The sequence below is a fragment of the Proteus vulgaris genome (assembly GCF_023100685.1).
Classification (GTDB): domain Bacteria; phylum Pseudomonadota; class Gammaproteobacteria; order Enterobacterales; family Enterobacteriaceae; genus Proteus.
Map to the genome: position 1 here is coordinate 3,942,574 of NZ_CP090064.1, position 19,864 is coordinate 3,962,437.

Genomic DNA, 19,864 nt, shown 5'->3' on the forward strand with positions numbered 1-19,864 from the left:
TACACTGACTGACACTTTTTCGATTTTATGCAGGATTTATGGCCAGAAATAAGACCACTGACAAACTGATGTCTGATATCAAAGACCGACAAATGGAGGGATTAAAGCTACCTCCCCATTCGCTGGAAGCAGAACAGTCCGTGTTAGGCGGTCTGATGATAGATAATGAACGTTGGGATAATGTTTCTGAGCGTGTTACCTCAGAAGATTTTTATAGCCGACCTCATCGTACTATTTTCTCGCAAATGCAACGCTTGCTGGAATTAGGTAAACCTATTGACCTAATTACACTATCAGAAGCATTAGAGCAAAATGCCGAGTTAGACAGTGTTGGCGGTTTTGCTTATTTAGCAGAACTTTCTAAAAATACGCCAAGTGCGGCGAACATCAACGCTTATGCCGATATTGTCCGAGAACGTGCGGTTGTTCGCGATATGATAAAAGTTGCCAACGAGATCGCGGATGCCGGTTTTGATCCTCAAGGACGCACCAGTGAAGATCTTCTCGATTTTGCTGAATCAAGAGTGTTCCAAATTGCTGAAACTCGTGCCAACAAAGATGAAGGCCCGAAAGCAATAGAGGCAATTTTAGAAGAAACTGTTGAAAAAATAGAACAGCTCTATCAGAAACCTCACGATGGTGTCACCGGGGTTTCAAGTGGTTATCAAGATCTTGATAAAAAAACCGCAGGATTACAAAAATCAGATTTAATTATTGTCGCGGCACGTCCTTCGATGGGTAAAACCACATTTGCCATGAACTTATGTGAAAATGCGGCAATGACAGAAGAAAAACCCGTACTTATCTTTAGTTTAGAGATGCCTGGTAACCAAATTATGATGCGTATGTTGGCATCATTATCTCGTGTCGATCAGACAAAAATTCGTACAGGCCAGCTTGATGATGAGGATTGGGCGCGTATTTCAAGCACCATGGGTATCTTGCTTGAAAAACGTAATATGTATATTGATGACTCATCGGGTTTAACACCAACGGAAGTGCGCTCTCGCGCTCGTCGAATTTATCGTGAACATGGCGGTTTAAGCCTTATCATGATTGACTACCTACAGCTAATGAGAGTACCTTCATTATCTGAAAATAGAACATTAGAAATTGCTGAAATTTCGCGTTCATTAAAAGCATTAGCTAAAGAACTGCAAGTTCCCGTGGTTGCACTATCACAGTTAAACCGTAGTTTGGAACAACGTGCTGATAAGCGCCCTGTTAACTCCGACTTACGTGAATCGGGCTCTATCGAGCAGGATGCTGACCTTATCATGTTTATTTATCGTGACGAGGTTTATCACGAAAGTAGTGATTTAAAAGGTGTTGCAGAAATTATCATCGGTAAACAACGTAATGGTCCAATTGGTACAGTCAGACTTACCTTTAACGGTCAATGGTCGCGCTTTGATAGCTATGCTGGCCCTGCTTACGACGATGAATAATCACTAACCTTGATTTAATTAGAGGAAGTATTGAAATAATATGAAAGCGGCAACCGCAGTGATAGATCGCCGCGCTCTGCGTCACAATTTTCAGCATGTGAGAGACTATGCCCCACATAGCCACCTGATAGCTGTCGTGAAAGCAAACGCTTATGGTCATGGGTTATTAGAAACAGCGTATACCTTAATGGATAATGCTGATTGTTTTGGTGTTGCACGTATTGGTGAGGCATTAACCTTACGAAGTGGGGGAGTTGTAAAACCCATCCTCTTATTAGAAGGTTTTTTTGATATTGCTGATTTACCTATTTTGGTCGTCAACCATATTGAAACCGTTGTTCACAGCCAAGAGCAATTGGAAGCTTTAGAACAAGCCAATTTAGATGAACCCGTAAAAGTATGGATGAAAATCGATACTGGTATGCACCGTTTAGGTATACGCCCTGAAGATGCACAAGCTTTTTATTTACGACTTTCTGCCTGCAAGAATGTACAACAACCTGTCAATATTGTGAGCCATTTTAGTCGCGCTGATGAACCTGATGTTCCTGAAGCAACACAAAAACAAATCTCACTATTTCAAGATTTCATTCAAGATAAAGCCGGTGATAAGTCTATCGCAGCTTCTGCTGGTATTTTATTTTGGCCTCAAGTTCATTATCAATGGGTTCGCCCTGGCATTATCACTTATGGCATCTCTCCGACTGGTGATGAAAGAACGGGCAAAGACTTTGGTTTAACCCCGGCAATGACACTGAAAACAAGTCTGATCGCCGTTCGTAAACATAAAGCGGGTGAACCAGTTGGTTATGGTGGCACATGGGTAAGTGAAAAAGACACTTATCTTGGAGTTATCGCCATTGGTTATGGTGATGGCTATCCTCGCAGTGCGCCGTCAGGTACTCCTGTGTGGATTAATGGTCGAAAAGTGCCTATTGTGGGTCGTGTTTCGATGGATATGATCAGCGTCGATTTGGGGACTGAATTGATTGATAGTGTTGGTGATGAAGCTATTTTATGGGGAGATGTGCTGCCCGTAGAAGAAATTGCCAAATATAGTGGTATTAGCGCCTATGAGTTGATTACAAAATTAACCTCGCGCGTCATCATGGAATACCTAGACGAACAATAATACACACGATATTGTATCCCTATGACACACTAAAAGTGATTGGAGAAGAAGCCGTGTTTCAACAGGTTGAAGCGTTTCCGGGAGATCCCATTCTCTCATTGATGGATGTTTATAACAAAGACCTGCGTCAGGATAAAATTAATTTAAGCATCGGTCTTTATTATGATGAAGAAGGCAAAACCCCTATTTTAGGAACAGTGTCAGTTGCACGCCAGCAACTCAATGCCATGACACCCACAGCAACACTTTATTTACCAATGGAAGGGCTAGCGCCTTATCGTAGCGAAATTCAAGATCTTCTTTTCGGTGCAGATAATCCTCTAATTGCAGAAAAAAAAATTGCCACAATCCAAACATTAGGTGGATCAGGTGCATTAAAAGTGGGTGCTGATTTTCTGCATCGCTATTTCCCAGGATCAGAAGTGTGGATAAGTGATCCAACTTGGGATAATCATCGTTCTATTTTTGCTGGTTCAGGTTTCAAAGTGAATGACTACCCTTACTTTGATCCTGAAACCAAAGGCGTAAAATTTGAAGCACTATTAGATTGCTTTAAAAAACTGCCTGAAAAAAGCATTGTATTGATGCATCCTTGTTGCCATAACCCAACAGGCTCCGATCTGACTAAAGATCAATGGGATCAAGTTACCGAAGTATTAAAATCTCGCCAAGCAATTCCATTTTTAGATATTGCTTATCAAGGATTTGCTGAAAACTTAGATGATGATGCTTATGCTATTCGTACTATGGCGAAAGCAGGATTACCGATACTTATCAGTAATTCGTTTTCAAAAATCTTTGGGATCTACGGTGAACGTGCGGGCGGTTTATCCATTGTTTGTAATAATGCCACTGAATGCGAACATGTGTTAGGTCAACTAAAAGCAGGTGTACGTCGCATCTATTCAAGCCCAGCAAATTACGGCGCACAAATTGTTAATAAAGTGCTCTCAGACCAAGTGCTAACAGCACAATGGCAAAAAGAAGTGGCACATATGCGTGATCGTATTAAAGAGATGAGAGTCACTTTAGTTAATGCCTTGAGAGTAGCATTACCCGAAAAGAACTTTGATCACTTATTAACACAACGTGGCATGTTTAGTTATACCGGTTTTACACAAGCACAAGTTGATAGATTAAGAGAAGAGTTTGGTATTTATCTTGTTGGTACAGGTCGTGTTTGTATGGCTGGTGTCAATACAGGTAATGTTCAGCGCATCGCCCAAGCTTTTGCAGCTGTAAGTATTTAAATTACTCACACTCTTTTGTGATAAAAAATACCTGCCTATTCTCATAAGCAGGTATTTCTTTTTACTACATCATAACTTTCACTGTCATTTTAGGTTTTGACCTTTTATATATTGACAGCCTGTTTCTTTTCCCCAGCATTACGGCGTGCTTTTTCTTCCATAATCTCAATAATTTGAATATCCGTATATTGCATTGCGCGACTGGCTAATGCACAAAGGTTTGCAATTGAGCTATCAACATCATCGCTGACAATACCATCAGTACCCGCAACACTTTGATTTTGCATCGCCATTAATACGGCTTTATAAGCACTCGCTGCACTACTCGATACTTTCATTGCACAGCTATTTGATGCGCCATCACAGATAATGCCACTGATATCACCAATCATACTGTTGATAGACATACTCACTGTGGTGAAATCTTTAGTCAGTAACCATGCCATTCCTGCCGCTGCCCCCATTGAAGCTGTGGTTGCAGCACAAAGAGCAGAAAGCGGTGGAAAATGGCTATGGACATAAATCGCCATTAAGTGTGATAAAACTAACGCACGCAATAAAGTTTCATCATCAGCATGGATAAATTCAGCAACAACCATAACTGGTAATGTTGCCGCGATCCCTTGATTACCTGAGCCTGAGTTACTCATTGCAGGTAATACCGCACCACCCATGCGAGCATCAGAAGCAGCTGATGCTCTGATCATGATTTCATTAAGTAAATCTTTACCTAACAAACCTTTTTCTTGTTGCAGAATTAATGTACGGCCAATTGCTAATCCATAGGTGTTTTTTAGCCCTTCTTCTGATAATGCACCGTTTAAATGGGCAGCATTGAGCATAAACTCAATTTCATTCACAGGCACATTAAGTGCGAAGTTATAGATATCTTCGGCACAAACATCAGTAAAAGGTTTTTCATCAGTACATTCACAATTATTGGCAAACGCTGTTTTATCTTCCTCAAAAACAACGTCACCATTACATTCACAACGAACAACATGTGTATGCTCTCTTGCAATACTGACAATGGCATAACCAGATTGACCATACACTTTTGCTTCAGAATAAAGAACATCTTCACATGGTGCTTTCACACCAACAGTGACTTTACCTTCAGCAACCAGTGTTTTAGCTTGAGCAACTGCTTCCGTGGAAGCCTTTAGCAAGACTTCCAGTCCTGCATCAGGATCGCCACCCGTAGCACCCAGTGCGGCTGCAATAGGAAGCCCAGCCATTCCCGTTCCAGGTACGGTTACGCCCATTCCATTTTTCATTAAGTTTGGTGAAACCCAAGCCTCAACACGAACAACTGGCTCGCCTAAAAGTGCGGTTGCTTTTGCCGCTGCCAGTGCTAATGAAATTGGCTCTGTACAACCCACTGCAGGTTTAACACCTTCACGTAACTGGCGAACGAACTGTGACCATAAATGAGAATTCTTGTTCTTGCTCATAATCTAACACCTTGGATTAATTTAGTTTTTTACAACAACGTCTAACTAGAACCGAAGTTGGCGACTATGAGAATGCCAAGAACGGAGAGATAACGAGCAGTAAACCGGTAAAGATAATCAGGTATAGTGACGCACCTTTGTATTTGTGTAACATAGGTACTTTGTACACTAAGTATGCAGGGATAAGACAACCCACCATACCGAAGATTGGGCTACAAATTGAAGTGAAGCTCAATACTGGCGCATTAAGGATGATGGCTGCCCATGCTAGTAGTACGGCGAAAATCATGATGCCGTTTTGTACCCATTTTTGGTTAATCTTTTCAGTAGGGATATAACGTTGCAGAATATTCATCACAATCCCTTGTGTCGCTTCACGGAAACCTAAATAAACACCAAAGAATGCAGTCATTACGGCAAAAATATTGAGCATAACGCTAACAACTGTTACCCAACCGCCAGGGAAGAATTTCGCCGCAATCGCTAATGCTGAGATATTTTGTTCGTAGGCTTTAACGGCTTCATCATGGCCCATTGCTAATGTGAATGAGATTGCATAGAAGAAAACAGTACAGAACAACACACCGAAAGCGATGTTCATTGCACGTAACGCTTTATGACGAGCAACTTCACGGTTTTTATTACGACCACGGTAAGAGATAACCATTGGGCTTAATGTTTGGATAAACAGAATTGAAGTCAGTGTAAAAGGTAAAGTGATAATAGCTTCTTTAATTAAACGTCCTGCTGGTGGTAATGCGCCCACATTATAAAGATGCCACATACCAATCATGGAGATCCCTAATGCTGCAACAACAAACAGTTTAGTCAGTACCATAAAGCTTGATACTTTAAACAGTAATTGTTCACCACGAGAAGAGATAGCGACTAAGGCACAAATCAGGATCAAACCATAAAATGGATTTTCTGATAGCAAACCTTCAGTAACACCAAATGTTTGTAAGTAAGAAGCACTGTCATTAGTGATTGCTGTTGAATAAACAAACATCCAAATAACTAACATCACAAAGTAGAGTGCACCTAATAAAATACCCCAGTTTTTACCGAGATAGCCGGTAATAACGCTTGGATAGTCTTTACACTCTGGAGATTCAGCCAACGTATTAATAAATAAGCGTTGAAAAAGGTACATAGCTGGATAACCAATGATCGAAGATAATAGGAAAACCCATAATCCCATCAGGCCTACCTGCACAGGTAAAAATACAATACCTGCACCGATAGCCATACCGATACTCATGATAACCCAGCCCACATCATTGCCGTCGAATTTAATAGCCGCACGCCATTCTTGTTCAGTCATACCTGCGCGGCGAGCGCCAGCACTAGTTGCGGGATAGCTTGTGGTCTCTGTTTTTGAGGAAGCCGTTTCCATATTAGTACTCACTTTTTATATTGTAATTGTTAATAGCAAAACGAATTTTGGGGGTAAAAAAGCTCTATCTAACGTTGCGATATCAAAATAACCTTATTCTTTGCAGGCGTTATTTATTATGGGTAAATGATAGGGAATATTACGGAGAAAAAAGTTGTTATAAATCGTGATAGCCTGAAATGATTTGGAAAATAATTCTCCCTGAAGGAGAAAAGTAGGATTATCTGTTCAAAGAGCATAGTAAATAATAACCTTCCCTCTATTGTAACCCCAAGAAACACACAACCATTTGATTAATAAAGCAAAACACTTATTGTTATACAATAATAGTCAAGTATAACAATTGAAACAAATCACCAAATAAACTGTGCTGTCTATCACGATATACTATGATAATCTTTTCTATTTAGCTTTGTTGTATCGTATTTGGTTAAAATTACGTTACAAAACAGCATGAATAACTATTTAATCTATTTTTTTATAAAAATGAGAATTAATAATATAAAAATATATAAGGAAGTGAATGGTGAAAAGAGAATACTTTTTTCAATAGAATTAAATTCTATCATTTATGATAGATTTACTTTTCTAGAAGAAAAGCGCTACAAACAATAAAGAGTTTATTATCTGTAGCGCTTAGATTATAATGGAATAAACAGCCTAGTACTAATAACCACGCTCTAGGATTGGCTTTAAGAATCTTGCGGTATGTGAGCCTTCAAATTCCGCAACTTGCTCTGGTGTGCCTGACACTAAAATTTGACCACCACCACTTCCGCCTTCAGGGCCAAGATCGACAATCCAGTCTGCAGTCTTGATCACATCAAGATTGTGTTCAATCACCACAATCGTATTACCTTGATCACGTAACTGATGAAGAACTTCAAGCAGTAACTCAATATCAGCAAAGTGAAGTCCTGTTGTGGGTTCATCTAAAATATAGAGTGTCTGCCCTGTGCCACGTTTTGACAACTCTTTCGCTAACTTAACCCGTTGTGCCTCACCACCTGATAATGTGGTCGCTGATTGCCCCAAACGAATATAAGACAACCCAACATCAATCAATGTTTGTAACTTACGAGCCAGCGCAGGAACAGCATCAAAAAACTCTCTTGCCTCTTCGATAGTCATATCCAAGGCTTCGTGAATATTTTTCCCTTTGTATTTAATTTCAAGAGTTTCACGGTTATAGCGCTGACCTTTACATTGATCACAAGGAACATAAACATCCGGTAAAAAGTGCATTTCAACTTTTAATACACCATCACCTTGGCAAGCTTCGCAGCGCCCACCTTTTACGTTGAAACTGAAACGACCTGGCGTATAACCACGAGTACGAGATTCAGGAACCCCCGCAAATAACTCACGAATAGGTGTAAAAACACCAGTATAGGTTGCGGGATTTGAACGAGGAGTTCGGCCAATTGGACTTTGGTTAATATCAATAACTTTATCGAAATACTCTAAACCTTCAACATCTAAATAAGGTGCAGGCACAATAGTTGTGGCACCATTTAATTGGCGTTGCGCAATAGGGAATAACGTATCATTGATAAGCGTTGATTTGCCTGAACCTGATACCCCCGTAATACAGGTAAATAAACCTACTGGTAATTTCAGATTTACATTTTTTAAGTTATTACCTTTTGCACCAAGAATGGTCAGCATTTTTTCTCGATCAACCGGAACACGCTGCTCTGGAATAGCGATACGGCGCTCACCACTTAAAAACTTACCTGTTAATGAGTTCGGATTATTAATGATATCTTCAAGTGTCCCCTGAGCAACAATCTCACCACCATGAACACCTGCACCAGGGCCAATATCGATAACATGATCTGCTGCACGGATAGCATCTTCATCATGCTCAACAACGATCACGGTATTACCTAAATTACGTAAGTGGATCAATGTTTCAAGTAGGCGATCGTTATCTCGTTGATGTAATCCAATAGAAGGCTCATCTAATACATACATAACGCCCACTAACCCAGCACCAATTTGGCTCGCCAAGCGAATACGCTGTGCTTCACCACCAGATAATGTTTCAGCTGAACGAGAAAGTGTGAGGTAATTTAAGCCAACATTGACCAAAAACTTCAGTCGATCGCCAATTTCTTTTAACACTTTTTCTGCAATCTTCGCTCTCTGCCCACTGAGCTTTAAGTTTTGGAAAAAGGTCATGGCATGACCAATGCTGTAATCTGCAATTTCAGGCAATGTTGTATTTTCAACATACACATGGCGAGCTTCACGACGTAAACGCGTACCACCACATGATGCACAAGGACGGTTACTAATGTACTTAGAAAGTTCTTCACGCACCGCGCTTGATTCTGTCTCGCGGTAACGGCGTTCCATATTATTTAGTACACCTTCAAAAGGATGATGACGAACAACAACATCGCCTCGGTCGTTAGTGTATTTAAATTCAATATTTTCTTTACCTGAGCCAGTCAAAACTATTTTTTGGATATTATCTGGCAAGGAATCAAACGGTGCTTCAACATCAAAATGATAATGTTCACTCAGTGAACGTAGCATCTGGAAATAGTAGAAATTACGACGATCCCATCCTTTAATCGCACCACCAGCAAGAGAGATCTCTCGATTTTGGATCACTAAATCGGGATCGAAAAATTGCTGCACACCTAAACCATCACAGGTTGGACAAGCTCCTGCAGGGTTGTTAAAAGAGAATAAACGAGGTTCTAACTCGCTCATGCTGTAGCCACAAACAGGACACGCGAAATTCGCAGAAAAAATAATGTCTTCTGCATTGTTATCATCCATATCAGAGATAACGGCAGTACCACCTGAAAGTTCTAACGCGGTTTCAAAAGATTCCGCTAGACGTTGAGCGAGATCGTCACGTACTTTAAAACGGTCAATTACCACTTCAATGGTATGTTTTTTCTGTAATTCTAATGTTGGTGGATCAGAAAGATCGCACACTTCACCGTCAATACGCGCGCGAATATAACCTTGAGCTGCAAGATTATTCAGTAGCTTAATGTGCTCACCTTTACGCTCTTTCACCACTGGTGCTAACAGCATTAAACGCTTACCTTCAGGCTGTTCAAGCACATTATCAACCATTTGACTGACCGTTTGTGCGGCTAATGGAATATCATGATCAGGGCAACGAGGTTCACCAACGCGCGCAAATAAGAGACGTAGGTAATCGTGTATTTCGGTAATTGTTCCCACCGTTGAACGTGGGTTATGTGATGTAGATTTTTGTTCAATCGAAATAGCGGGAGATAAACCTTCAATGTGATCAACATCAGGTTTTTCCATTAACGAAAGAAACTGACGAGCATAAGCAGAAAGTGATTCAACATAACGTCGTTGTCCTTCTGCATAAAGCGTATCAAAGGCTAAAGAGGATTTACCTGAGCCTGAAAGTCCCGTAATAACAATAAGTTTATCGCGAGGAATGACCAAATTGATATTTTTTAGATTATGGGTGCGAGCGCCCCGTACTTCGATTTTATCCATGAATATATCCCGGATTGAGAGAGTCGCCGAAAAAGAAATAATCGGATAATTATGACACAAAGTTAACTGAATGGATATACAGTATATATAGTGAAATTGAATGATGATGTAAACCTGTCATTTTGAGACAAAAAAATATCGACAATGTTCACAATTGAGAAATTCATCACACGTCATATTCAAATTTTAGCGTACGTGATAAACTTATTCGCTTATGATTTCAAAAAATTTACTTTCGCAGGAGTACCTCACATGGCGAGCAGAGGCGTAAACAAAGTTATTCTTATCGGTAATTTAGGGCAGGATCCAGAAATCCGTTATATGCCAAGTGGCGGTGCAGTTGCCAACCTAACACTGGCAACATCAGAAAGCTGGCGCGATAAACAAACCGGTGAAATGAAAGAAAAAACCGAGTGGCACCGTGTGGTAATTTTCGGCAAATTAGCTGAAATTGCAGGCGAATATCTGCGTAAAGGTTCACAAGTGTATATCGAAGGTCAATTACAAACACGTAAATGGCAAGACCAAAGTGGTCAAGACAGATATAGCACTGAAGTTGTCGTTAACATCGGTGGCTCAATGCAGATGTTAGGTGGCCGTGGTGGTCAAGATGGCGCACCTTCACAAGGTGGTCAAGGCGGTTGGGGCCAACCACAACAGCCACAAGCATCACAACAATTTAGCGGTGGTGCGCAATCTCGCCCAGCACAACAACCCGCAGCAGCACCTGCACCAAACAATGAACCACCAATGGATTTTGATGACGACATTCCATTCTAAGGTTCAGAACAAATTATTTAAAACCATCTAAAAAATTAACCCAGCTTAGGCTGGGTTTTTTGTTGCTAATGATCAAAAAGCTATATCCCCATGTAAGCCAACTTGTTTACATAGAATAAATTCGCTTTACGCAGTAAATTGTTATGTGCTTATCTCTCTTCAAAGACACTTTCTTTATATTATTGAAAGAAAACATGTTCTTTTATCTAACAACAGTTCTCTTTAAAAAAAGAGCGTAATACCACAGTTATTTTCATAAAACCCCACTTTACACAAAGGTTTACTCTTGAAAAATATGATAGGATCTGTGTTATTAACAACGTCTGAGAGCATCTTATCCCCATGAATGAAGAGAAATTGCTCGCTCAGGCAGAAAAGATCTGCCAGAAACGAGGTGTTCGCCTGACTTCACAACGTCTGGCAGTATTACGTCTGATAATGCAGCAACCTTCTGCTATCAGCGCATATGATTTATTGGATTTATTACGCCAAGTTGAGCCACAAGCCAAACCACCAACAGTCTATCGCGGGTTAGAATTTTTACTTGAGCAAGGATTTATCCATAAAATAGAATCCACCAACAGTTATGTACTTTGTCATCATTTTGATGATGTTGAACATACGTCAGTCATGCTAATTTGTGACCGTTGCTTATCTGTCACAGAAAAAAATAGTCATAAAATCGAAGATGCGATTTCATTACTAGCAAAAGAGAGTGGATTTCATTTACGACATAGCGTCATCGAAATTCATGGATTGTGTTCACTGTGCTACGAAGCTCAAGAGTGTACACACCCTGAAGGTTGTCATCATGACCACAGTATGGATGATAATCTTAAGCAGAAAAAAACTGGTGACTATAAGCCACGCTGAGCTTATAAAATACAAAAAGCCAGCTAAATGCTGGCTAATACGTGTTCTACTTTTGAATTCTCACTTTAGCTAATGAATAAGCTTTACTCTCTTCTCGCTTACCAACAGCAATAACTAAAATCACAACTTCAGAATCAATAACTTGGTAAACCAATCGAAAACCAGATGCTCGTAATTTAATCTTATAGCAACCCGTGAGATCACCTTTTAAGCGAGCTGACTCTATATAAGGATATAAGGGTTTTCCTGCAATTTTTTTAATTTCTTTTTAAACTGCTATTTAATGCTTTGATCGAGTTTCTGCCATTCTTTCAAGGCACGCTTATCAAACTCAATATTAAAGATCATCAATATTAACTTTTATACGTTTACTTGGTTTTTTCAAACGTTCACGTACAACAGCTAAAATATCCCCATCTTCATCCAGCTCCCCAACAACGACAGAAACTTCTGAGAAAGGTAATTTTTCATTTTCAGAAACATAACGTAGAAATAATCTTATGGCATCTGAAGGAGACAGGTTCATTTTTTCAAATACTTGATAAGCTTCTTTTTTGAGCTCATTGTCTACTCTAACTTGTATCGTTGTCATAAGCACCTCCGCAATTAAAACACATCATATTGTTATTACATTTGTAGTGCGGTGGTGTTTTTTTATACAAATTAGAAATAAAAAATGCAGATGATTTTGTGTTTTTACACATCATCTGCATCTTTTTAAAATAAGTTGTATTGACTTACTTTGGTACAAATTACAGCCATTCGCCGTTACGAATAACCCCTACTGCTAAACCTTCCACAGTAAAGCTTTGTTCGCGTAAATCGACGATGATAGGTGAAAACTCTGGGTTTTCTGCATGAAGTTCAATTTTATTACCACTTTTCTTAAAGCGTTTTACTGTCACTTCATCTTCAATACGTGCCACAATCACTTGCCCGTTATGAACATCTTGTGTTTTATGCACAGCAAGTAAGTCGCCATCCATAATACCGATATCTTTCATCGACATACCATTAACGCGCAATAAAAAATCTGCACTTGGTTTAAATAGCATTGGGTCAACTTGATAATGGCTTTCAATATGCTCTTGTGCTAAAAGTGGTTCACCAGCAGCAACTCGCCCAATTAATGGCAGTCCTTCTGGCTCTTCTTCCATCAGCAAACGGATACCTCTAGATGCACCAGAGATAATTTCTATCACGCCTTTACGAGCAAGAGCTTTTAAGTGCTCTTCTGCCGCATTTGGTGAGCGAAACCCAAGTTGGGAAGCTATTTCAGCCCGTGTTGGTGGCATACCCGTTTGCGAAATGTGATCACGAACCAAATCGTAAACCTGCTGCTGCCTTGCAGTTAATGCTTTCATTCCGCCCCCTGTTTGTTTATACAGTCAGACTGTGAGTATATACAGGTATATGACGATTTGAAACCTTAAATGAATATAAAACACGCATCTTTAGATTATTTTTCGACAAAAATCGAATTTTTTAACTTTATGCGAAGAAATGTCCCCAAAGAATGGTTACCCAAGTAAATAATCCCAATATAATAGCAATGAGAACGGCAGCAGAACCCATATCTTTTGCACGTCCTGATAATTCGTGGTATTCAGATCCAATTCGATCGACAACCGCTTCTATTGCACTATTTACCAGTTCCAAGATCACAACCAATACAACGGAACCAATGAGTAAAATGCGCTCTAGACCACTGACATCGATGAAAAATGAAAGGATAATTGCAACCAAGGTCACAATTGCTTCTTGTCTAAAAGCAGCTTCATTAATCCAAGCGGCACGAATGCCCTTGTATGAATAGCCACCAGCTTTGATGATTCGGGTAAGACCTTTATTTTGATTAGCCATAATAAACTCTATCGAAAACAAACGATTATTTTGCCACTTTTCTCTATTAATATTGTCACAGCACCACAGATCTACGAAAGACTTTCTGTTATGCTTTCGAAGTATTGCTAATAAGAGGCTACAACTATTTATGTCAGCTTGGCGTAAACTATATTATAACACATTGAATTTACCACTAAAATTACTGGTAAAAAGTAAACGAGTTCCGACTGATCCTATCACTGAGTTAGGGTTGGATACGTCGCGATCTTTCCTTTATGTGCTGCCTTATCATTCAAAGGCAGACTTACTGACATTAAGACAGCAATGTTTATCTTTAGGATTGCCTGATCCACTGCAACCTATTGAGATAGGCGGTACGAAGCTCCCTGCGTATGTCTTTATTGATGACGGCCCAAGAGTATTCCGTTACTACTCGCCCGATCCTCGTAAAGATTCCGTGAAAACATTCCACGCTTATCTTGATGCTCATCGTAATAATCCACACCTTGATATCGAGATGTTACCGGTTTCCGTGATGTTTGGTCGCTCTCCTGGCCGTGAAGGTCATAATGGCGTACCACATTTACGTGTGCTTAATGGTATCCAAAAATTTATCGCTATCCTCTGGTTAGGTCGTGATAGCTTTGTTCGTTTTTCACCCACGGTATCAATGCGTGAAATGGCGAACGAACACGGTACTGACACCAGTATAGCCCGAAAACTCGCACGCGTTGCGCGTATTCATTTTTCTCGCCAGCGTTTAGCCGCTGTTGGCCCAAAATTACCAGCACGTCAAGACCTCTTCAATAAATTGCTTTCATCGAAAGCCATTGAAAAAGCAATTGAAGATGAATCAAAAGCGAAAAAAATCTCACTGGATAAAGCGCGCAAAAATGCTACTGATATCATGGAAGAAATCGCAGCTAATTTCTCATATGAAGCTGTGCGTATTAGTGACCGCGTATTAAGTTGGACATGGAATAAGCTCTATCAAGGTATCAACGTCTATAATGCCGAACGTGTACGTAAGCTCGCACAAGATGGACATGAGATTGTTTATGTACCTTGCCACCGTAGCCACATGGACTACCTACTGCTTTCTTATGTGCTTTATCATCAAGGCTTAGTTCCTCCACATATAGCCGCGGGTATTAACCTTAATTTCTGGCCAGCAGGTCCAATTTTCCGCCGTTTAGGGGCTTTCTTTATCCGAAGAACCTTTAAAGGTAACAAGCTGTACTCCACCATTTTCCGTGAATATTTAGGTGAGCTATTTACACGAGGCTACTCTATTGAATATTTCGTTGAAGGTGGACGCTCACGTACAGGTCGATTGTTAGATCCTAAAACAGGAACACTTTCAATGACAGTACAAGCAATGTTACGTGGTGAAACACGCCCTATCTCTGTTGTTCCTATTTATATTGGGTATGAGCACGTTATGGAAGTGGCAACCTACGCCAAAGAATTACGTGGCGCAACAAAAGAGAAAGAAGGTTTTATGCAGATGGTGAGGGGTTTACGTAAATTACGTAATCTTGGCCAAGGCTATGTTAACTTTGGTGAACCTATCTCTGTTGCACAGTACTTAAATCAAGCGGTTCCACAGTGGCGTGATGATATTGATCCCATTGAGCCACAACGCCCAAGTTGGTTAAATCCAGCTGTAAGCGCATTAGCTGACAATATTATGGTTCATATCAATAATGCAGCCTCAATTAATGCAATTAACTTGGTCTCAACGGCACTGTTAGCATCACGTCAGCGAGCACTCACTAGAGAACAGCTGTTAGAGCAAGTCGATTGTTATCTGCAATTATTACGTAATGTGCCTTATTCGACTGACATGATTGTGTCTGATAAAAATGCTGAGGCGTTATTAGAACACGCTCTGCAATCAGATAAATTCTTAGTCGAAAAAGATAGTTTGGGTGATATTGTGGTGCTTCCTCGTGAAAGCGCGGTATTAATGACTTATTACCGTAATAACACGATCCATTTAATGATTACTCCATCGTTAATTGCTAGCATCATCTTGCATCATGAAAAAATCCATCGTGATGATTTAATGAAACAGGTTGAATTAATCTTCCCTCTAATTAAAGCAGAGTTATTTATTCGCTATGAGAAAGAAGAGCTACCTGAAGTCATTAATACCTTGATCGCAGAACTTTGTCGTCAGCGTCTAATCTGTTGTGATAGTGATGGCTTACTACGCATTAATCCTGCTCGTATTCGTCCATTACAGCTTTTAGCGGCTAGTGTCAGAGAAACATTACAACGTTATGGCATTACGCTGTCTTTACTCAATTTTGCTCCTGAAATTAGTCGTGCATTATTGGAAAAAGAGAGCCGTATCTTGGCACAACGTCTTTCTGTATTACATGGCATCAACGCACCTGAGTTTTTTGATAAAGCAGTATTCTCTACCTTAGTTTCAACACTGCGTGAAGAAGGCTATCTCAACGATAACGAAGATATCCTAAAAGCAGATGCATCAGCCCTTTACCAAGTGATTGCAAAATTAATGTCACCAGAAATTCGCTTAACCATTGAGAGTGTCGGTGTCACTGAAGATAACAATTCAGCACAGATAATGAATGAAAAAAATGAGCCTAAAGCTGATGAATAATCAGTAAATAACGCCATGACCGCAATAGAAAAGGGATAAGCGCATTGCTTATCCCTTTTTGTTTCTACTCAATGATAGAGAATACTTCAGCGCTTATTTATCTTAAAAATAACTAAATAAAATACCCGCAAATAAAACGAAACCAACATAATTATTATTCATAAAAGCTTGAAAACAAGGTGCTCTTTCACGCTCTGCAATCAGTTTTTGTTGATAGATAAAGAGCGCGGTAATGAGTAATATCGACCAATAATAGATACCTTTCATGTTCAGCAGAACACCAATACCCACGAGTAGCGCCAACATCATCAGTTGTAAAATACCGATAATAATTTTGTCATAACGACCAAACAAAATAGCAGTAGATTTTACGCCAATCTTTATATCATCATTGCGGTCAACCATCGCATATTGGGTATCGTAAATCACCGACCAGACAATATTAACAAGAAATAATAGCCAACATACTAATGGTAAGCTTTCAGAAACAGCAGCAAAACCCATTGGAATTGACCACCCAAAGGCCATACCTAAAATAAGCTGAGGTAGACTACTAAAGCGTTTAACAAAGGGGTAGAACCATGCTAGTGCAAGTCCTGCCACAGAGAGCCAAATTGTCATCGTATTGAGTGTAAGTACTAATCCAAATGACAAGATAACCAATACAATAAATAAAATTTTACTCTCTTTTTCTGTCACAGCCCCACTAGGTAATGGTCGATTTTTAGTTCGTTCAACGCTGCCGTCAATTTTTCTGTCAGCAAAGTCGTTTATTACACACCCAGCGGCACGCATAGAGAACACGCCAATAGTAAAGACAATCAGAATATGCCAATCAGGAAAACCTTTAGCCGCAATCCATAAAGCCCAATAAGTTGGCCAAAGTAATAATAGCGCTCCGATAGGTTTATCTATACGCATTAAACGGCTATATGCCTGCCATTTATTGTGCGTCATACTTCCCTCCAATTTTAGCTCCCCCTAATTACTTCTCATACACTGGTGATGCAGGTAGAAACACCTCGGTTAATAATAAAGGTTTATCTGAAAGCTGGAAACGAGAACGGCGTAGCCAATATCCATTTTGTTGCCCGATATGAATGAAATCACGGCTTAAGGTTGTTTCCTGAAACAGATAACGTCCAAGAGGAACGGTTCTTAAATTGACCAGTTTTCTATCTTCACCTGTCAGTGTCTCTTCTGGTACTAATGTTCGCCCTAATAACCAAGGAACATTATCACCACACAATACCACTTCTCTTAACCAATAACGCTGACTTTCAGGTAAACATGCTTTTTCATCAGCAGGCTCAATAATCTCAACAAATCCTTCTTGATAAGGCATCACTGTAACTTTTTGACAATGCTGTTCAAAGCGTCGCGTCATTGAGCCTAATTCCATTAACCAACTTAATGTACTTTCTTTAATATTTTCATGTTCCTCACTGGGCAACCAATGGATAGGAGCAGGGGTAATTATTGATTTTTTGAACATTATTTCATCATCACGCGTTGATGATCCTAGCTTGTGTGAGTCATGATACATAAGGATATCATGATGTGACTAAGGGAAGTTAAAAGCTGATAACATTTCGCATAAATAATCTAAAAAAGCGTTAAAAGAAAATCAGATTGAGCACGAAGCATTCAAAAAATAAAGGAGGCCATAAAAACCTCCTTTGTATCTAACCGACTACTTATATTCAATTTATTCGATTAACGCCATGCTTTGTAACGATTAATCAGGTTATTTGTTGAGCTATCATGGCTGTTAACACTTTCCTTACCTTTTAATTCAGGAAGAATGCGGTTAGCCAGCTGTTTACCTAATTCAACACCCCATTGGTCAAACGTGAAGATATTGAAAATAACACCTTGTACAAAGATCTTATGTTCATACATTGCAATCAATGCACCTAATGAATAAGGCGTAATTTCTTTTAACAGAATAGAGTTAGTTGGGCGATTACCTTCGAATACTTTGAAAGGTGCAACATATCCCATGGTTTTAGGATCTTTTCCTGCTGCCGCAAATTCAGCATCAACTTGCTCACGAATTTTACCAAAAGCGAGCGCTTCTGTTTGAGCAAAGAAATTAGACATCAATTTTGCATGGTGATCTGATAATGGATTATGACTAATTGCAGGTGCAATAAAATCACAAGGGATAATTTTTGTACCTTGATGGATCAGTTGATAAAACGCATGTTGGCCATTTGTACCTGGTTCACCCCAAATAATAGGTCCCGTTTGGTAATTGACTTTATTTCCATCGCGATCAATATACTTACCATTTGATTCCATATTACCTTGTTGGAAGTAAGCAGCAAAACGATGCATGTACTGATCGTATGGCAGAATCGCTTCAGTTTCTGTGCCAAAAAAATTGTTATACCAAATGCCAATCAGTGCAAGGATTGTTGGGATGTTATTTTCAGCATCAGTGGTTCTAAAGTGGTTATCCATAGCATGAGCACCTTCCAATAATTGCTCAAAGTTGTCATAACCAACAGATAACGCGATAGATAAACCAATTGCTGACCATAATGAATAACGACCGCCAACCCAGTCCCAGAACTCAAACATATTGGCAGTATCAATACCAAATTTTTCAACTTCAGTGCTATTCGTAGATAACGCGACGAAATGTTTAGCGACAAAAACACTCTCTTTCGCTGATGCTAAGAACCAATCTCTTGCTGAATGCGCATTTGTCATGGTCTCTTGTGTCGTGAATGTTTTTGACGCAATTAAGAATAATGTAGTTTCGGGATCACATTTTTTTAGTGTTTCGGCAATATGAGTACCATCGACATTCGAAACGAAATGCATAGTAAGGTGGTTTTTATATGGGCGTAATGCTTCTGTTACCATATAAGGGCCGAGATCGGACCCACCGATACCAATATTTACAACATCAGTGATTGCTTTGCCTGTATAACCTTTCCATTCACCACTAATAATACGTTCACTGAATTTTTTCATTTTATTCAGTACTGCGTTAACTTCTGGCATAACATCTTTGCCATCAACGATGACAGGAGTATTGCTACGATTACGTAATGCAGTATGCAATACAGCACGATCTTCAGTACGGTTGATTTTTTCACCCGTAAACATGCTATTTATCGCACCTTCTACGTCACATTCCTTCGCTAAAGCCTGCAATTTATCTAATGTTTCTTTCGTAATACGGTTTTTTGAAAAATCCACTAGAATTTGGTCTGAAAATACTTTTGAAAATTGCTCAAAGCGTGATGGTTCCTGAGCAAAAAGCGTTTTCATATCGGTATCTTTGATAACCGAAAAATGGTTTTCTAATGCCTTCCAAGCTAGGGTTTGAGTTGGGTTTACATTTTTCATTCACAATACTCTCTTAAGATTACAATCCAATATTCTCAGATTGTAGCCTGACATTTAATAGTTACAGTCAATTCTTTCTCATTTGATGATATTGGTCAAAACCAATCAACAAATCTAGTACTAATTACTTACATAGGTAAAACCGATAATGTGGTGCTGATTATTAATTAAATTGATTATTCTTCACTCT

General features: G+C 39.5%; 15 protein-coding genes and 1 pseudogene. 6 read left to right on the plus strand and 10 right to left on the minus strand.

Going from position 1 to position 19,864, the window contains the following annotated elements:
* The first annotated feature begins 38 nt into the window (after positions 1-38).
* From dnaB to LW139_RS18715, 3 genes are read left to right on the plus strand one after another with little or no spacing between them, the layout of a single operon-like run.
* Positions 39-1,448, plus strand: a complete 1,410-nt coding sequence (dnaB, locus tag LW139_RS18705; protein ID WP_166539893.1) for a replicative DNA helicase — start codon at positions 39-41, stop codon at positions 1,446-1,448.
* A gap of 40 nt (positions 1,449-1,488) precedes the next feature.
* Positions 1,489-2,580 carry an alanine racemase gene (gene alr, locus LW139_RS18710; RefSeq protein ID WP_109408441.1) on the plus strand — a complete coding sequence of 364 codons (1,092 nt, stop codon included), beginning with the start codon at positions 1,489-1,491 and terminating at the stop codon, positions 2,578-2,580.
* A 53-nt stretch (positions 2,581-2,633) separates the two neighbouring features.
* Positions 2,634-3,830: an aromatic amino acid transaminase gene (locus LW139_RS18715; RefSeq protein ID WP_247850374.1), complete on the plus strand. Its 1,197-nt coding sequence runs from the start codon at positions 2,634-2,636 to the stop codon at positions 3,828-3,830.
* A gap of 104 nt (positions 3,831-3,934) precedes the next feature.
* Here the strand turns inward: LW139_RS18715 and LW139_RS18720 are convergent, their stop codons facing one another.
* From LW139_RS18720 to uvrA, 3 genes are all read right to left on the minus strand, one after another.
* Positions 3,935-5,284, minus strand: a complete 1,350-nt coding sequence (locus LW139_RS18720) for a serine dehydratase subunit alpha family protein (protein WP_247850375.1) — start codon at positions 5,282-5,284, stop codon at positions 3,935-3,937.
* A 64-nt stretch (positions 5,285-5,348) separates the two neighbouring features.
* Complete coding sequence (locus tag LW139_RS18725) at positions 5,349-6,680, minus strand: amino acid permease (protein WP_166539890.1); 1,332 nt, start codon at positions 6,678-6,680, stop codon at positions 5,349-5,351.
* A gap of 666 nt (positions 6,681-7,346) precedes the next feature.
* Positions 7,347-10,181 (minus strand): excinuclease ABC subunit UvrA, encoded by a 2,835-nt coding sequence (uvrA, locus tag LW139_RS18730; protein ID WP_109408444.1) that lies wholly within the window; start codon positions 10,179-10,181, stop codon positions 7,347-7,349.
* Positions 10,182-10,433: 252 nt separating this feature from the next.
* Between uvrA and ssb1 the strand changes: the two genes are divergently transcribed.
* Together ssb1 and zur are read left to right on the plus strand one after the other, a co-directional pair.
* Positions 10,434-10,961: a single-stranded DNA-binding protein SSB1 gene (gene ssb1, locus LW139_RS18735; RefSeq protein ID WP_088494417.1), complete on the plus strand. Its 528-nt coding sequence runs from the start codon at positions 10,434-10,436 to the stop codon at positions 10,959-10,961.
* Between the two features lie 342 nt (positions 10,962-11,303).
* Positions 11,304-11,834 carry a zinc uptake transcriptional repressor Zur gene (gene zur, locus LW139_RS18740; RefSeq protein WP_166539889.1) on the plus strand — a complete coding sequence of 177 codons (531 nt, stop codon included), beginning with the start codon at positions 11,304-11,306 and terminating at the stop codon, positions 11,832-11,834.
* Positions 11,835-11,880: 46 nt separating this feature from the next.
* Here the strand turns inward: zur and LW139_RS18745 are convergent.
* The 4 genes and pseudogenes from LW139_RS18745 to LW139_RS18760 all read right to left on the minus strand — a co-directional run bounded on the left by LW139_RS18745 (position 11,881) and on the right by LW139_RS18760 (position 13,697).
* Positions 11,881-12,086: pseudogene (locus LW139_RS18745) on the minus strand (type II toxin-antitoxin system RelE family toxin).
* An 85-nt stretch (positions 12,087-12,171) separates the two neighbouring features.
* Complete coding sequence (locus LW139_RS18750; protein WP_247850376.1) at positions 12,172-12,426, minus strand: type II toxin-antitoxin system RelB/DinJ family antitoxin; 255 nt, start codon at positions 12,424-12,426, stop codon at positions 12,172-12,174.
* 160 nt (positions 12,427-12,586) lie between these two features.
* On the minus strand, positions 12,587-13,198 hold the full coding sequence (gene lexA / locus LW139_RS18755) for a transcriptional repressor LexA (protein ID WP_072070935.1): 612 nt from the start codon (positions 13,196-13,198) through the stop codon (positions 12,587-12,589).
* A gap of 127 nt (positions 13,199-13,325) precedes the next feature.
* Entirely contained in the window at positions 13,326-13,697 is a 372-nt protein-coding gene (locus tag LW139_RS18760; RefSeq protein ID WP_006536373.1) for a diacylglycerol kinase, read from the minus strand.
* Positions 13,698-13,827: 130 nt separating this feature from the next.
* Between LW139_RS18760 and plsB the strand changes: the two genes are divergently transcribed.
* Positions 13,828-16,311: a glycerol-3-phosphate 1-O-acyltransferase PlsB gene (gene plsB / locus LW139_RS18765; RefSeq protein WP_227336119.1), complete on the plus strand. Its 2,484-nt coding sequence runs from the start codon at positions 13,828-13,830 to the stop codon at positions 16,309-16,311.
* A gap of 102 nt (positions 16,312-16,413) precedes the next feature.
* Here plsB and ubiA read toward each other — a convergent pair whose 3' ends face one another.
* From ubiA to pgi, 3 genes are all read right to left on the minus strand, one after another.
* On the minus strand, positions 16,414-17,268 hold the full coding sequence (gene ubiA, locus LW139_RS18770) for a 4-hydroxybenzoate octaprenyltransferase (protein WP_109408451.1): 855 nt from the start codon (positions 17,266-17,268) through the stop codon (positions 16,414-16,416).
* Between the two features lie 28 nt (positions 17,269-17,296).
* Positions 17,297-17,806 (minus strand): chorismate lyase, encoded by a 510-nt coding sequence (gene ubiC, locus LW139_RS18775; protein ID WP_166539990.1) that lies wholly within the window; start codon positions 17,804-17,806, stop codon positions 17,297-17,299.
* Positions 17,807-18,027: 221 nt separating this feature from the next.
* Positions 18,028-19,674, minus strand: coding sequence for a glucose-6-phosphate isomerase (gene pgi, locus LW139_RS18780; RefSeq protein ID WP_247850377.1), 1,647 nt, complete (start codon positions 19,672-19,674; stop codon positions 18,028-18,030).
* Positions 19,675-19,864: the final 190 nt, after the last annotated feature.

Excerpts from the sequence above, each read along its gene's own strand:
- dnaB (WP_166539893.1), top strand. The coding sequence starts at position 39 with ATGGCCAGAAATAAGACCACTGACAAACTGATGTCTGATATCAAAGAC.
- alr (WP_109408441.1), top strand. The coding sequence starts at position 1,489 with ATGAAAGCGGCAACCGCAGTGATAGATCGCCGCGCTCTGCGTCACAAT.
- LW139_RS18720 (WP_247850375.1), bottom strand. The coding sequence starts at position 5,284 with ATGAGCAAGAACAAGAATTCTCATTTATGGTCACAGTTCGTTCGCCAG.
- LW139_RS18725 (WP_166539890.1), bottom strand. The coding sequence starts at position 6,680 with ATGGAAACGGCTTCCTCAAAAACAGAGACCACAAGCTATCCCGCAACT.
- uvrA (WP_109408444.1), bottom strand. The coding sequence starts at position 10,181 with ATGGATAAAATCGAAGTACGGGGCGCTCGCACCCATAATCTAAAAAAT.
- ssb1 (WP_088494417.1), top strand. The coding sequence starts at position 10,434 with ATGGCGAGCAGAGGCGTAAACAAAGTTATTCTTATCGGTAATTTAGGG.
- zur (WP_166539889.1), top strand. The coding sequence starts at position 11,304 with ATGAATGAAGAGAAATTGCTCGCTCAGGCAGAAAAGATCTGCCAGAAA.
- LW139_RS18750 (WP_247850376.1), bottom strand. The coding sequence starts at position 12,426 with ATGACAACGATACAAGTTAGAGTAGACAATGAGCTCAAAAAAGAAGCT.
- lexA (WP_072070935.1), bottom strand. The coding sequence starts at position 13,198 with ATGAAAGCATTAACTGCAAGGCAGCAGCAGGTTTACGATTTGGTTCGT.
- LW139_RS18760 (WP_006536373.1), bottom strand. The coding sequence starts at position 13,697 with ATGGCTAATCAAAATAAAGGTCTTACCCGAATCATCAAAGCTGGTGGC.
- plsB (WP_227336119.1), top strand. The coding sequence starts at position 13,828 with ATGTCAGCTTGGCGTAAACTATATTATAACACATTGAATTTACCACTA.
- ubiA (WP_109408451.1), bottom strand. The coding sequence starts at position 17,268 with ATGACGCACAATAAATGGCAGGCATATAGCCGTTTAATGCGTATAGAT.
- ubiC (WP_166539990.1), bottom strand. The coding sequence starts at position 17,806 with ATGTTCAAAAAATCAATAATTACCCCTGCTCCTATCCATTGGTTGCCC.
- pgi (WP_247850377.1), bottom strand. The coding sequence starts at position 19,674 with ATGAAAAATGTAAACCCAACTCAAACCCTAGCTTGGAAGGCATTAGAA.